Raw genomic sequence first — 14177 nt, forward strand, 5'->3', positions numbered from 1 at the left:
ATATGTCTCTAAGACGCGGGGGGTGGCAATTTCCGCCCCGGGGTCGCCGTCCTGGGGGGGGGCCCGACCCCCGCCGCCGCCCCACCACCGGCGTATCCGCTTACGGTCGTCCCGCTGTGAGTCGCCGTTCCCGCGGCGGCCGCCCACTAGGGAGATCGGGGGTGTACTCGTGCGGATCGGACTCCTCACGGAAGGTGGTCATCCGTATGCGACCGGTGAGTCCAGGCTCTGGTGCGACCGTCTGGTGCGCGGGCTCGCGCAGCACGAGTTCGATCTCTTCGCGCTCAGCCGGTCCGCAGAGCAGGAGGAGCGGGGCCGGGACCGGCTCCCGGCGCAGGCCGGCCGGGTGCGGACGGCGCCGCTGCGAGTGTCCGGCGCGTCCGTCCCGGGCACCCGCGCCCCCAAGGGCCTGCTCGCCCGGATGGTCACGGGCGGGGGCGAGCGCTCGTACGGACGGTGTGAACGGCGCCGCTTCACGGCGCGCTTCACGGCGCTCGCGGCCTCGCTCTGCGCGACTGGCGCGGCGGGTGCGGTGGGTGCGGCGGCCGGCGCGGACGACGCCGGAGGCGTGAGCGGGGGCGCGGCTCTCAACGACGCGAGCGGGGGCGCGGTTCCCTGCGACGCGAGCGGGGGCGCGGCTTCCTGCGTGCGGGGCGAAGAGTCGTGCGCGGGGCGTACGACCCCCGGTGCGGCGGACACGCAGTTCACGGAGGGGCTGTACGGACTCGCCGAGCCGGCCCGCGAACACGGGGGGCTTCGCGCGGCACTCCGCTCCGAAACCGCCGTACGCGTACTCGAAGCCGCCTGCCGCGCCCCGGGCGCCGGGCGCACCGTCCGGACCGCGACCGTCCCCGACCTCCTCGCCTTCGCCCGGGAGCTCGACCGGGTGCTGCTTCCGCTCTCCCTCGACTGGTACGACGGGGAGAGCCTCGGCGCGGTCGACCTCCGCCACGCCGCATCCGGTGGGGCCGCCGCCCTGCCCGGTCTGCTGGCCAAACGCTTCTTCGGAGTTCCGCTGCTGGTCACCGAGCACGGCGTGCGGCTGCGGGCGCACTATCTCGCCGCCGACGACACCCTCCTGAGTGTGCCGGTGCGCGCTCTGCTCGCCACCTTCCACGGACGGCTTGCCGCCGAGGTGTACCGGCAGGCCGCGATCGTCACATCCGGCGACAGCCACGCCCGCCGCTGGCAGGAACGGTGCGGTGCCGAGCGCGAGAAGCTGCGCACCGTCCACCCGGGCATGGAGCCGGACCGGTTCACGGCGCTGGGGGAGAGCGGTGACAGCGGCCCCGACGACACGCTGGTCCAGGTCGGCCGGATCGGGCCCGCCAAGGACCTGATCGCGTTGCTGCACGCCTTCGCGGAGGTGCGGAAGGCCGAACCGGCCGCCCGGCTGCGGATCGTCGGCGAAGCGGCGCAGGGCCCGGAGGGGGCCGCTTGTCTCGCGCGCTGCCGGGCGCTCGCCGCCCAGCTGTTCCCCGACGAGGCCGGCGACGCACGTGCCGTCGGCAGCAACCCGGACTCCTTCGAGCCCCTCGGCGGGGCCGAGGGGCCGGATCTTCCGGAGGCCTGTGCGGCGGGCGGGGTCGTCGTCCTGTCCGGCGTGGCCGAGGGCTTCCCCTCCGGTCTCGTCGAGGCGATGTTCTGCGGACGGGCGACGGTGTCGACGGACGTCGGCGCGGTGGTCGAAGTCATCGGTGGCACCGGGCTCGTGGTGCCACCGCGCAATCCCCAGGCGCTCGCCGACGCCTGTCTCGCGCTGCTGCGCGACCCCGAGCGCCGCGCGCGGCTCGGAGCGGCGGCGCGCGCCCGCGCGCTCGAACTCTTCACCGTCGAACAGAACCTGGCGGCGCTTCACGGCATCTACCGGGAGCTGATCTCGCACGCCCCGGTGCACAGGGAGGCCGACGCGGTGAACGCCGACGGCGGACCGCGCCCCTTCGCCACCCCGCCGGAGGCGCACGTCCTGGGCCCGTGGACGGCCTCGGGCGCCGCCCCGGCGCGGCCGGTCGACCGCACACCCGGCTGGGCCGCCGGGCCCCGGGCCGTCTGCGCGGCAGCGCGGGGAGCGGGTGGCGGCGATGTGTGAACGGGAAACGGACCGGCCGGGCCGCAGCGGCGGGGCGGGACGGTCCGAGGAAGCCGGCGACGATCACGGAGGAGAGACGATGGGCCGCCCGACCGAGGTGTCCGACGCACCCGCCAGACCGTCCACCGGTGCGAGCGGGGACCTTCGCTCCCGGGCCCTGGTCTCCAGGAGCTCCGCCGCCAGGACGCCCGCCACCGAGATCTCGGCCCCGGCCTCCGGCGCCGAGCCCGCATCGGCGCCGCGCCCCGCCACGGAGCGAGCCGTGACGGAGCGCCCCGCCGCGGGGCAGGTCGTCACGGGGCAGGCCGTCGAGGGGCGGCTCGTCGAGGGGCAGACTGCCAAGGAGCAGGGCGGCGGGGAGCAGGCCGGCACGGGGAGCAGCGCCGACGCGCGGGCTGCCGCGCCCCGGCCCCCCGAGATCGCGCGCGCCGCTCCGGCGCGCAGGCTCCGCACCTCGCGCCGCGGTCCCGCCGACCCCGTGAAATCGCTGATGCACCGCCACCGCGAACTGTGCGAGCGCGCCGTCGATCCACTGGAGATCGCCGCCGGGCTCGAAGCCCGTGGCGTCACCGACCGCGCCGCCGCCCGCTACCGGCACCGCGACGTCTTCTCGCTCGCCGAGGAACTCTTCGCCCGGGTACCCGCCGTGGCGGAGGAACCCGGAACAGGGCTCCGCGCGCCGGAGCGCGACACCGGGACACGCGCCGCCTGGTCGCTCCGCGCACTGGTGCCGGGCGCCGCCTGCGTCGCGACCGCCGGGGTGCTGAGGCTCACCGAGGGGACGCTCGGCGGCCAGGCCCGGCTCGCGATCGCCCTCACCGGAGCGCTCGTCGCGGTCGTCGGCCTGGTCCTCGGTCTGCGCAGCGGCCCCCTGCACGCCGAGGGCGGCTCCTCGGGTGCCGCCCAGGTGTACGGCTGCTGGCTCCTCGGTCATGTCCTGTACGGCGACGCACTGCTCGACCAGGTGCTCAGCGGCGGACCCGAGGGCCCCTGGACACTCACCCCCGCACCGCTGCTGGGGCTGGCCCTCTCCCTCGCCCCGGCCGCCTGGTGCGCGCACCTCTTCTCCGTGCACGCACACCGCAAACTCGTCGGCAGCCGCGCACTGGATGAGTTCGCCGCAGGCGTGCGCCCCCTGTTGTTCGGGGCCGTCGCGCTCCATCTGTGCGCCCTCGCCGGACTGCTGTACCTCGCACACCTGGGATACGGGGGCGGCGGTGCCTTCGTCGGAGCGGCCGCGCTCGGTGGACTGCTCCTGCTGGCCCGGATGCTGACCGTGCACGGCTTCCCCGAACCCGCCACCGCCGGACTCGCCGCCGCCTGCTCGGTGGAAGCGCTGGCGCCCGCCCTGGTCCTGACCGGGCGGCTGCCCGGTCTGCACTTCCTCGCCCGGCCCGTCGACGCCCTGGTCGCGGCGGCCGGCACCGGGGCCGTGTCCGCCCTCGCCTGCGGCGCGGCCGGGCTCGGACTGCTGGTCACCGCCGCGGTCGTGCTGCCCCGGGCATCCGCCCACTCCCCGGCCCGGACCGGCGACCGGACCCGCACCCCCGCGTAATCCCCGCGACCGCACCCGCACCCCGCGCACCCCGCGCGACCGAAGCCGCTCCACCGCTCCACCCTCCGCACACGAACCACCCGCATGCCCCGCGGAGCCGACGCCGCGGGCCCTTTCCCCGTACCGGACCACACTTCACTTCCTCAAGGAGACACCGGACATGACCCCCCAATCCCCCGCACCGGCAGGCCGCCGTCGGCTCCCAGGGGGCGCGCGATGAGGGTGCTGCTGCTCGGAGCCAACGGATTCCTCGGCCGGTTCGTGGCCGACCGCCTGCTCGCCGACCCCGCCGTGCACCTCACGGCGCTGGGCCGGGGCGACGACGCGGACGTACGGTTCGACCTCGCCAGCGGCAGCCCCGGCGCGCTGACCCGCTTCCTGGACGCCGTCCACCCCGGCGTCGTCGTCAACTGCGCGGGCGCGACCCGAGGCGGGGCCCGCGACCTGACCCGCCACAACACCGTCGCCGTCGCCACCGTCTGCGAGGCGATGCGCCGCAGCGGCTGTACGGCCCGTCTCGTCCAGGTCGGCTGTTCGTCGGAGTACGGGCCCTCGCAGCCCGGCTCATCGACCGCGGAGGACGCGATTCCGCGTCCCGGCGGCCCGTACGGCGTCAGCAAGCTGGCCGCCACCGAACTCGTCCTCGGCTCCGGCCTCGACGCGGTCGTGCTGCGGGTCTTCTCCCCCGTGGGCCCCGGCACCCCGGCCGGCTCCCCGCTCGGCAGGCTCGCCGAGGCGATGCGCCGGGCCATGCAGTCCGGCGACGGCGAGCTGAAGCTCAGCGGCCTCGGCGTGCAGCGCGACTTCGTCGACGTACGCGATGTCGCGCGCGCCGTGCACGCCGCCTCGCTCTCCGCGGCACAGGGCGTCGTCAACATCGGCACCGGCCGCGCCGTGCGGCTCCGGGACGCGGCCGCCGTCCTCGCCAGGGTCGCCGGATACGCGGGCGCACTCCACGAGCTCGACGCGCCCCCGCCCCGGCTGCCCATCGGGGCCCCGCGCACCTCGACCGAGTCGGTCGTCGAGCACCTCTCGGCGACCCCGTCCCCCTACCCGGACGGCTGCGGCGCCTGGCAGCAGGCCGACGTCCGTACCGCCCGGGACCGGCTTGGCTGGCGCCCCCGGATCAATCTGGAGGAGTCCCTGGCCGACATCTGGATGGAGGCGGCGTGCCGTATCTGACCTCCACCGGCACCACTTGCCGGACCGGCGGCGCCGAACAGCTCGGCTTCGGCGTCCCCGGCTACGCGCACCCGCTGCTCGCGCCCACCGAATGGGCCGAGCTCACCCGCCCCGGCACCCCGCTGCACTGGGCGGTCCTCAACATCGACGACGGTCCGGGCGCCCGCCCTGACCCGCACTGCCTGGAGGCCGTGGGCCGGCTCCGCAACGCACGCGAGCGGGCCGTGCGCGGCGCGACCCCGCGGGATTCCGCCCCGGGAGCGGGCGGCCAGCTGCTCGGCCATCTCGATCTGGCCTTCGGCAGCCGCGCCTTCGGCGAGCTGATCGCCGACGCGCAGTCCTTCCTCGACTGGTACCGCGTCGACGGCTTCTACCTCGGCCGGTGCCCGGCCGGGCGTGCCGAACTCCCGGCCGTCCGCCGGCTCACCAGCACCCTCGCCACGCTCCTCGAACACGACGAAGGCGGGGACGAGCGCGGGCTGCTGGTGCTGGGACCGGGCACCCATCCGCATCCGGGCTACGCCGAGGCCGCCGACCAGGTGGTCACCTTCTGCGGACCGTGGGCCGACTACCGCTGGTCGCAGGTGGCGGAGTGGACCGCCGCCTATCCGCCGGAGCGCTTCGCGCACTTCGTCCACGGCGTTCCGCGCACCCATCTCGAAGAGGCCATGCGCATCGCCCGCTGGCAGGGCGCGGGCACGATCTTCTTCACGGACCGGGACAGACAGCACGGACAAACGGACCCATTCGCGGCGCTGCCCAGTTACTGGGACGAAATCGTCTCGCGGATCGGACCTGGTATCTCGGAATGAGAAGGGGCGTGGCAGTGTTACGGCAAGAGCAACCGTACGTAGTTGAAGTACGTAGAAACCGACCACCTGCATTGTTGAGGTTCCTGTGTCGCTGCCACCCCTGGTCGAGCCGGCTGCCGAGCTCACCGTCGACGAGGTCCGCAGGTACTCCCGCCACCTGATCATCCCGGATGTCGGGATGGACGGGCAGAAGCGGCTGAAGAACGCGAAGGTGCTCTGTGTGGGCGCCGGCGGTCTCGGCTCGCCGGCGCTGATGTACCTGGCCGCCGCCGGTGTCGGCACCCTCGGCATCGTGGAGTTCGACGAGGTCGACGAGTCGAACCTGCAGCGCCAGATCATCCACAGCCAGGCCGACATCGGCCGCTCCAAGGCCGAGTCCGCCAAGGACTCGGTGCTGGGCATCAACCCGTACGTGAATGTGGTCCTTCACGAGGAGCGGCTCGAAGCCGACAACGTGATGGACATCTTCGCCCAGTACGACCTGATCGTGGACGGCACGGACAACTTCGCCACCCGCTATCTGGTCAACGACGCGGCCGTACTGCTGAACAAGCCGTACATCTGGGGCTCGATCTACCGGTTCGACGGCCAGGCGTCCGTCTTCTGGTCCGAGCACGGCCCCTGCTACCGCTGCCTCTACCCGGAGCCGCCCCCGCCGGGCATGGTCCCCTCCTGCGCCGAGGGCGGCGTGCTCGGGGTGCTCTGCGCTTCCGTCGGCTCCATCCAGGTCACCGAGGCCATCAAGCTGCTCGCAGGTATCGGCGACCCGCTGGTCGGCCGACTGATGATCTACGACGCCCTGGAGATGCAGTACCGCCAAGTCAAGGTCCGCAAGGACCCCGACTGCGCGGTCTGCGGCGAGAACCCCACCGTCACCGAGCTCATCGACTACGAGGCCTTCTGCGGCGTCGTGTCCGAGGAGGCCCAGGAGGCTGCGCTCGGCTCCACGATCACTCCCAGGCAGCTGAAGGAGTGGATCGACGCGGACGAGAAGATCGAGATCATCGACGTCCGTGAGCCGAACGAGTTCGAGATCGTCTCGATCCCGGGCGCCCGGCTGATCCCGAAGAACGAGTTCCTGATGGGCAACGCCCTCCAGGACCTCCCGCAGGACAAGCGCATCGTCCTGCACTGCAAGACCGGCGTCCGCAGCGCCGAGGTCCTCGCGGTCCTCAAGTCGGCGGGCTTCGCCGACGCGGTGCACGTGGGCGGTGGCGTGATCGGCTGGGTCAACCAGATCGAGCCCGAGAAGCCGGTGTACTGACGACGCACTTCGAAGGGGCCGGTCCGCGCGCGGACCGGCCCCTTCGGCATACCCGGGGCCCCCGGGGCCGTGTCACGAGCAGGTCTTGCCGTCCGCCGGGACCTTTCCGTCGAGGAAGTACGCGTCCACGGTCGACGTCACGCACGCGCTCCCGCCGTACGAGCCGTGCCCCTCGCCCTTGTTGGTGAGCATGACCCCGACGCCCTCGCCCAGCTCGTCCGCCATCTTCCGCGCGCCCTCGTAGGGCGTCGCCGGGTCGCCGGTCGTACCGACGACCAGGATCGGACCGGCGCCCGGAGCGCTCGCCTCCGGGGTGTCGTGCTCGCCCTCCACCGGCCACTGCGCGCACCAGCCGGCCGTGTCCCACGCCAGGAACGGGCCGAACACCGGGGACAGCTTCCGGAACTCGGGCAGCATGGCCCTGGCCTCGGCCGCCGTCGGCCGGAGCCTGCTGTCCGCGCAGGAGATGGCGCGCTGCGACTGGTTCTGGGTGTCGTAGTGGCCCTTCTCGTCCCGGCCGTTGTACGAGTCGGCCAGCTGCAGCAGCATGGAGCCGGTGCCCCTCTTCTCGGCCTCGTCCAGCGCCTGGGTCAGATACGGCCAGCTGCTCTTGGAGTAGAGCGGCATGACGATGCCGGTGACCGCCAGCGACTCATTGAGCTCACGGTCCGAGCCGGTCGGCAGCGGCTTCCTGTCGATCCGCTCCAGCAGCCGGGCGATGCGCTGCGTGCCCGTCTTCGGGTCCTGGCCGCGGTCCTTGAGGTAGTTCTCCAGTGCCCGCTGGAAGCCGGTCGCCTGGTTGCGGGCGTGTCCGATCGCGTCCGCGGTCGGGTCGACGACGGCGTCGAAGACGGCACGCCCCACGTTCTTCGGGAAGAGGTGCGCGTAGGTGCCGCCCAGCTCCGTGCCGTACGAGATGCCGAAGTAGGTGAGCTTCTTGTCGCCGAGCACCTCACGGATCAGATCCATGTCCCGGGCGGCGTTCGTCGTGCCGACGTACGGCAGGACCCTGCCGGAGCGGCGCTCGCACCCGGCGCCGAAGTCCGCGCCGTCCTTCATGAACGCCGCCTCCTCCGCCGCCGTGTCCGGAGTGATGTCGACCCTGCGGTTGGCGATCTCCGTCTCCTGGTCGGTATGGCAGTTCACCCCGGCGCTGCTCGCGACCCCGCGTGGATCGAAACTCACCAGGTCGTAGCGGGAGTTGAGCTTCCCGTACCCGTACGAGTCGGCGGCGCGCGGCAGTATCGAGACCCCCGAACCGCCGGGGCCGCCGAAGTTGAACAGCATCGAGCCGAGGCGCCGGCCCCTGTCCCGGGCCTCCTTGCGGATCAGTGCGATCCGGATGGTGTCGCCGCCCGGTTTCGCGTAGTCCAGCGGCACCTCGACCGTCGCGCACCGCCAGTCGGCACCGGGCGCCGTGCCGCCCGCGGGGGCCCCGCAGCGCTTCCAGTCCGGCCGCTGGGAGGTCAGCGCGGCGGGCAGGGCGGGCGTACCGGGCTGCCCGCTCGGCGTGGCGGACGACGCGTTTGGCGAGGACGCCGCACCGAGGTCAGTCCGGTCGGCCGGCTTGCCGTCGGCAGCGCTGTCGCAGCCCGCGAGCAGCCCCGTCAGCAGAAGTGCGGCGCCGGCCAGAGCCCCGGCGCGTGCGTGTCCGGCCACGTGTACGTCCTCCCCGATGTGCCTGTACGTACGCCGTACAGAAAGTGCGCCCATGCTATGGGCCGTCCCGTAGGCCGTCCGCGGAGGGCGGACTGCTCGCGTCCGCGGCGGACGGGCGAGCGATCGAGCGCGCCGCCGAAGCCCCCACACGAACTGCTCGCGTCCGCGGCGGAGGGACTACCTGCAGACGGTCCCGACCGCCGGAACCCTGCCTTCGAGCAGATAGGCGCCCACGGTGTTCTGCACACAGGCGTTGCCGCTGTTGTACGCGCCGTGCCCCTGGCCCTCGTACGTCATCCGCACACCGACACCCTTGCCCAGCGCGTCGGCCATCGCCCTCGCGCCCGCGTACGGGGTCGCGGGGTCGCCGGTGTTGCCGATGACGAGGATGGGGGCCGCGCCCGGGGCGCTGACGTCCGGGGTCACCCAGGCGCCCGCCACCGGCCAGCCGGTGCAGACCATCAGGCCCCAGCCCAGGTAGTCACCGAAGACGTTGGAGGCGGCCCGGAACTCCGGGAGCTTCGCCTCGGTCTGCTGGGTGGTGAACCGCTGCTTGGAGTCGGCGCAGTTGATGGCGGTGTTGGCGGCGATGGAATTGTCGTAGTGGCCGTTCTCGGAACGGCCGTTGAGCGAGTCCGCGAGGGCGAGGAGCAGCGCGCCGTTCCCGCCGTCGGCCTCGTCCACTCCCTGCTCCAGCAGCGGCCAGGTCTCCTTGGAGTAGAGGGCGGCCGCGATGCCGGTGGTGGCCAGGGTCTGGGTCAGCTGCCGGTTGCCGAGCCCGGGGATCGGCTTCTTCTCCAGCCGGGCGAGAAGGCCGGAGATCCCCTGCTCGATCTCCTTCCCGGTGGAACCGGGGAGCGTGCAGGCGCCGCCGCGGGCCGCGCAGTCCTCGGTGAAGTTGTCCAGCGCGAGCTGGAACCCCTTGGCCTGGCCGAGCGAGGCCTGTTCGATGCCCTGGGTCGGATTGACCACCGCGTCCAGCACCGACCTGCCGACGTTCTTCGGGAACAGGTGGGCGTAGACGCCGCCCAGCTCGGTGCCGTACGAGATGCCGAAGTAGTACAGCTTCTTGTCGCCGAGCACCTGGCGCATCAGATCCATGTCGCGGGCGGCGTTGGCGGTGCCGACGTAGGGGAGCACCCTGCCGGAGTTCTTCTTGCAGGCCAACGCGAACGTCTTGGCGTCCTGGATGACGGCGTTCGCCTCGGCGTCGGAGTCCGGGGTGTCGTCCCTCTCGAAGCGGGCGTCGAGCTGCTGGTCGGTCTCGCACTCCACACCCGCGCTGTTGCCGACCCCGCGCGGGTCGAAGCTGACCAGGTCGTAGCGGGTGCGGAGCTTGTCGTAGTCGGTGCCGAAGGCGGGCAGGGTCGAGACACCGGAGGCGCCGGGACCGCCGAAGTTGAAGATGAGGGAACCGATCCGCTTGTCCGGGTTCTTGGCCCTGGCCCGGATGAGCGCCAGCTCGATCGTCTCGCCGCCGGGGTTCGCGTAGTCGAGCGGAGCCTTCATGAAGGAGCACTCCCAGCGCGTGCCGTCGGGCAGGGGCGAGGGGGCCTTTCCACCGCCCTGCGCGGCGGACGGCGCGGGGCACGGCTGCCACGTCAGCTTCTGGGAGGCGAGGCCGCCGGGGCTGCTGTTCGCCTCGGCGGCGTTCGCGGCGAGCGGAGAGCTGTGAGGCCCGCCCGGACCGCCCTTGTCGTTGTTCTCCGAACAGGCGGTGAGGGGAAGGAGCACGGTGACGGTGGCGGCGAGAGCGGCGGCGCGCAGGGCAGGGGAGGTCCTCATGGGCTCATCGTGCGGCGGGAACCGGAGCGGTGCACCGGCACCGGTCCAAGCGGGTGGCCGGAGTCGCCCGATCGGCGCGGCGGGCAGCCGAGGGGTGCCCTTCGAAGACTCCCGGCCGGTCTCGGGGGACAGGCTCGCACGGCGGCTGAGGAGCCGTCAGAGCTCGCCCTTGCGCGTCAGATGGTTGAAGCAGAGCCAGCCGGGAAGCACCGGCAGCCACAGGGTCAGCAGCCGGTAGAGCAGAACGGCCGGTGCCGCGACCTCCTTCGGCAGGCCGACCGCGATCAGCCCCAGGGTCAGCGCGCCCTCGACCGCGCCCATTCCGCCCGGCGTGGGCGCCGCCGACCCGAGCGCGTTGCCGGCCAGGAAGACCACCGCGATGCTGGCATAACTGAGGTGCGGCACATCCGGGCCGCTGAACGCCCGGACCGACGCGTCCAGGCACATCACGAACAGGCCGGTCAGCAGCAGCATCCCGCCGATGCCCGTCAGCAGCTTCTGCGGCCGCTGCACCACGTCGAGCATGCGCGGTACGACTCCGGCGAACAGCGACCGCACCCGCGTCACCACGAACTTCCGCAGGAACGGGACCGCCGTCACCACCAGCACCAGTACGGCGACCGTCAGCAGCCCGGCGATCACGGTTCTGGACGGGGTGAGCGAGGACGGGGTCTTCTCCGTACCGGTCAGGTAGCCGAACGCCGCCAGCAGCAGGATGTGGCAGCCGAGACCGAACAGCTGCGAGGCGCCGACGCTCGCCACGGCGAGCCCCGGGCGTACGCCGGCGCGCTGGAGGAAGCGGGTGTTCAGCGCGACACCGCCGACCGCGGCCGGGGCGACGATCTTCACGAAGGACCCGGCGACCTGCGCCAGCACGGTCTTGCGGAACGACACCCGCTCCGGCACGAAGCCCAGGAGGCTCATCGCCGCCGCGACGTAGCTGAGGGCCGAGAAGCCGACCGCCGCCGCCACCCAGCCCCACTCGGCCTGCTCGACGACCGCGCCGAAGTCGGCCTGGGTGAACTGGGAGATGAGGAAGTACGCGGCGATCGCGCCGGCGATGCAGCTGACCAGGGTGCGTGCCTTGATGCGCTCCAGCCGGACCGGTTCGACCGGTGCCTGCGGCCGGATCAGCAGCACCTGCTGCCGCATCTGGGAGAGCAGGTCCTCCTCGCGCGCCTCTTCCAGGGCCTCGTCCATGGCCCGCTTCTCGGCCTGCTTCTGGTTGCGCAGCGACTTGCGGGCGGCCTTGCGGTCGGTCTTGTGGCCGGTCTTGTGATCGGGACCCGTTCCGGACGCGGCGGTCTCCTGAGCCGCTCCGTGTTCCAGCGCTCTGGCGCGCTTGGCCGCGTCCGACGCGTCGAGCACCGCCTCGCGTTCGCGCTGCGAGCGCTCCCGGGCGAGCCGGCGCAGGGTGGCCCGGGTGGAGCGGCTCAGCGCGATCGGCTGGAGCAGTGGCAGACAGTCCGCGACGGCATCGGGGCCCAGCACCTCCAGGGCACCGGCGACGGCCCGCTCGGCACCCACCCGCAGACCCGTCGTGGTCAGCAGCTGCGCGACGTCCATCCGCAGCACCAGATCACCGGCCGCGATCTCGCCGCCGCGCAGATCGGTGACGAACACCTTGCCGGCACGATCCACCAGGATGGCGTCGCCGGTGAGCCTGCGGTGCGCGATCCGGCGGGACTGGAGCGCCTTCACCTGACGCCAGGCGCCGCGCACCAGTTCGTCGGTGATCTCCGAGTCCTCCAGCGCGTCTAGGGAACGGCCGCCGATGTGCTCGTACACCAGCATCACGGCGTCGGGCCCGAGCTCGGAGGTGGCGATCAGCTTGGGCGCGTTGGCCCCGGCGGCGATCGCCGCGTACGCGAGCAGCGCCTCCTGCTCCAGCGCCTGGCGCAGCGACTGGATGGAACGGCGCTGGGTGATGCCGCGCAGGGTGAGCCTGCGCCACACCCGGTAGAAGAAGCCCTGGGCCTGCTGCTCGCGGTCGACGACCGTCACGTCGAGCGGTGGCCCGTCCTCCAGCGTGACCAGGTAACGGCGACCCCGGTCGTTCTGATCGCCGGAGTCGGGCGCGTCCTCGGCACGCATCGCGGTGACCGGGTGGAAGCCGACATGGCGCAGCCCGGCCATCAGGTGCTGACCCGTCGGCCGTACGTTCGGCGAGCCGACCGCGTACAGCGTGCCGTATGCCACCGTCCAGCCGATCAGCACGGTGAGGATGATCGAGAACGGGGTCGTGTAGCCGCCGACCAGCATGGCGAACGCGTCGAGCAGCAGCACCACCCACAGCACGACCCGCCAGCGTGGCCGTCTCGCCATTCCGACCGCCGTCATATAGGCGATCACCGGGGCGAGATAGCCGTGTACGGGATCGGTGAGCGCGTCACCGGGCTGCGGCTGGGTCAGGGCGTCCTGGATCGTGCCGGGGGCGGACTTGGCCACCCAGAGGTCGGCGGCGAGCGTGACGCCGTGCGCCAGTACGGCGGCGAGCACGCCGTCCGCGATCCGCAGTCCGTCGCGTTTGATCAGCCGTTCGATGGCGAAGGCGACCGGGACGAGCAGCACGGCGATGCTGGAGACCAGCCCGGCGAGCTTGATCAGGATGTCGGGTGCCTGGCCGGTGCCCTTGTTGATGTCCTGTTCGAGGCCGGTGGTCGTGCCGTGGGCGAACGCGGCGATCGAGAACAGGACGGCGATCGCGAGGACGCCGATGAGGAGGCGCATGAGGTCGGAGGGGCGGTGCACCCGGGCGGGGAGCAGCGGCTCGTCGCCCGAGACGCGTTCGGCCTCCGCCGCGGCGGTCGAGAGGGTCGCGCCGGCCAGGTGCCCGGGGACGTCCTGCCGCCCGGCATCGGGCGCCGCCTGCCGCGCGCCGGGCTCCGTCCGCTTCGCACCGGGGGTGCCTCGATCCGCACCGGGCTCTCCCCGTCCCGCACCGGGCTTTCCGGCTGGCCCGTCCGGCGTGTCCGAGTACGGCTCGGCGTCAGGGGCGTCCGCCGCCTTCGGTGGCTGCACGCCCTGCTCCTTCGTCGCCTCTGATTGGTCTTCGTGTTCTCGTATCACCGGTCACCGCCCGCACGATGGTGGCACGGCCCGGCGACGGAGGAGGGCATCAGGGTGTACTGCGCGCACACGCGAAGCGCAAGATACGCTCCTTTGCTCCCGCACGCACGCCCCGTGAGCGGGCGCGCGCGGATCGGTCCGGGCTGTCGGTGCCGTACGGCAGGATGGGCCGGATGAGCCAACACCGGACGAGCGGCAACGGGACGAGCGGCGACCGCGCGATCGGCGACCGGACGAGAGACGACCGGGCGAGCGGTGGCCGGACGAGAGACGACCGGGCGAGCGGTGGCCGGGCGGTCGACGAGCTGCCGGAGTATGCGGAGCGGGTCCTCGATGTCACCGAGCTGATCCCGCCCGGCCGTGTCATGACCTACGGCGATGTCGCGGAGTGGCTGGGCGAGGGCGGCCCGCGCCAGGTCGGCCGGGTCATGGCGCTGTACGGGGCCGCAGTGCCGTGGTGGCGTGTGGTGCGCGCCGACGGGGCGATGCTGCCCGGCCACGAACTGCGGGCGCTGGACCACTACCGCGAGGAGAGCACCCCGCTGCGCGAGGCGTCGCGCGGCGCGGAGGGCCATCTGCCACGCCTCGACATGAAGCGGGCGCGGTGGGACGGCGTCACCGGTGGCGCGGACGCGGACGCGGACGGGGACAGGGACAGAGGTGCTCACATCTGACAGCTTCGGCCATTCGGAGGCCCAACGGGCGGCGCCGGGCCCGGCGCGTGACGCGGAACACGACGCGCCGCGCGTCGGCACCCGCGAC

The 14177-nt window shown here is 73.0% G+C and carries 9 protein-coding genes; 6 read left to right on the plus strand and 3 right to left on the minus strand.

Translation table 11 applies throughout. From position 1 onward, the window contains the following. The first annotated feature begins 169 nt into the window (after positions 1-169). From ACFVT1_RS11580 to moeZ, 5 genes are all read left to right on the plus strand, one after another. Positions 170-2089 (plus strand): DUF3492 domain-containing protein, encoded by a 1920-nt coding sequence (locus tag ACFVT1_RS11580; protein ID WP_389794327.1) that lies wholly within the window; start codon positions 170-172, stop codon positions 2087-2089. 79 nt (positions 2090-2168) lie between these two features. Beyond that, positions 2169-3644, plus strand: a complete 1476-nt coding sequence (locus tag ACFVT1_RS11585) for a hypothetical protein (RefSeq protein ID WP_389794328.1) — start codon at positions 2169-2171, stop codon at positions 3642-3644. A gap of 216 nt (positions 3645-3860) precedes the next feature. Continuing rightward, entirely contained in the window at positions 3861-4826 is a 966-nt protein-coding gene (locus tag ACFVT1_RS11590; RefSeq protein WP_389794329.1) for an NAD-dependent epimerase/dehydratase family protein, read from the plus strand. Beyond that, positions 4814-5638 (plus strand): spherulation-specific family 4 protein, encoded by an 825-nt coding sequence (locus ACFVT1_RS11595; protein WP_389794330.1) that lies wholly within the window; start codon positions 4814-4816, stop codon positions 5636-5638. Before ACFVT1_RS11590 ends, ACFVT1_RS11595 begins: the two co-directional genes overlap by 13 nt. Before the next feature lie 85 nt (positions 5639-5723). Beyond that, positions 5724-6902, plus strand: coding sequence for an adenylyltransferase/sulfurtransferase MoeZ (moeZ, locus tag ACFVT1_RS11600; RefSeq protein WP_362200570.1), 1179 nt, complete (start codon positions 5724-5726; stop codon positions 6900-6902). Positions 6903-6974: 72 nt separating this feature from the next. On the opposite strand, the gene ACFVT1_RS11605 is transcribed toward moeZ, so the two are convergent. The 3 genes from ACFVT1_RS11605 to ACFVT1_RS11615 form a co-directional block, all read right to left on the minus strand. Further along, on the minus strand, positions 6975-8561 hold the full coding sequence (locus ACFVT1_RS11605; protein ID WP_389794331.1) for an alpha/beta hydrolase: 1587 nt from the start codon (positions 8559-8561) through the stop codon (positions 6975-6977). Positions 8562-8738: 177 nt separating this feature from the next. After that, a complete protein-coding gene (locus tag ACFVT1_RS11610; protein ID WP_389794332.1) occupies positions 8739-10346 on the minus strand; it encodes an alpha/beta hydrolase in 1608 nt (535 codons plus the stop codon). 156 nt (positions 10347-10502) lie between these two features. Beyond that, the gene (locus tag ACFVT1_RS11615) at positions 10503-13367 is read right to left on the minus strand and encodes a lysylphosphatidylglycerol synthase domain-containing protein (RefSeq protein WP_389794333.1); all 2865 of its coding nucleotides are present in this window, start codon (positions 13365-13367) and stop codon (positions 10503-10505) included. Positions 13368-13720: 353 nt separating this feature from the next. Here ACFVT1_RS11615 and ACFVT1_RS11620 point away from each other — a divergent pair, with 353 nt between their 5' ends. After that, the gene (locus ACFVT1_RS11620) at positions 13721-14089 is read left to right on the plus strand and encodes an MGMT family protein (protein ID WP_389794594.1); all 369 of its coding nucleotides are present in this window, start codon (positions 13721-13723) and stop codon (positions 14087-14089) included. Positions 14090-14177 lie beyond the last annotated feature (88 nt).

Source organism: Streptomyces sp. NPDC057963, assembly GCF_042887155.1.
GTDB lineage: Bacteria > Actinomycetota > Actinomycetes > Streptomycetales > Streptomycetaceae > Streptomyces.

Excerpts from the sequence above, each read along its gene's own strand:
- ACFVT1_RS11610 (WP_389794332.1), bottom strand. The coding sequence starts at position 10,346 with ATGAGGACCTCCCCTGCCCTGCGCGCCGCCGCTCTCGCCGCCACCGTC.
- ACFVT1_RS11590 (WP_389794329.1), top strand. The coding sequence starts at position 3,861 with ATGAGGGTGCTGCTGCTCGGAGCCAACGGATTCCTCGGCCGGTTCGTG.
- ACFVT1_RS11585 (WP_389794328.1), top strand. The coding sequence starts at position 2,169 with ATGGGCCGCCCGACCGAGGTGTCCGACGCACCCGCCAGACCGTCCACC.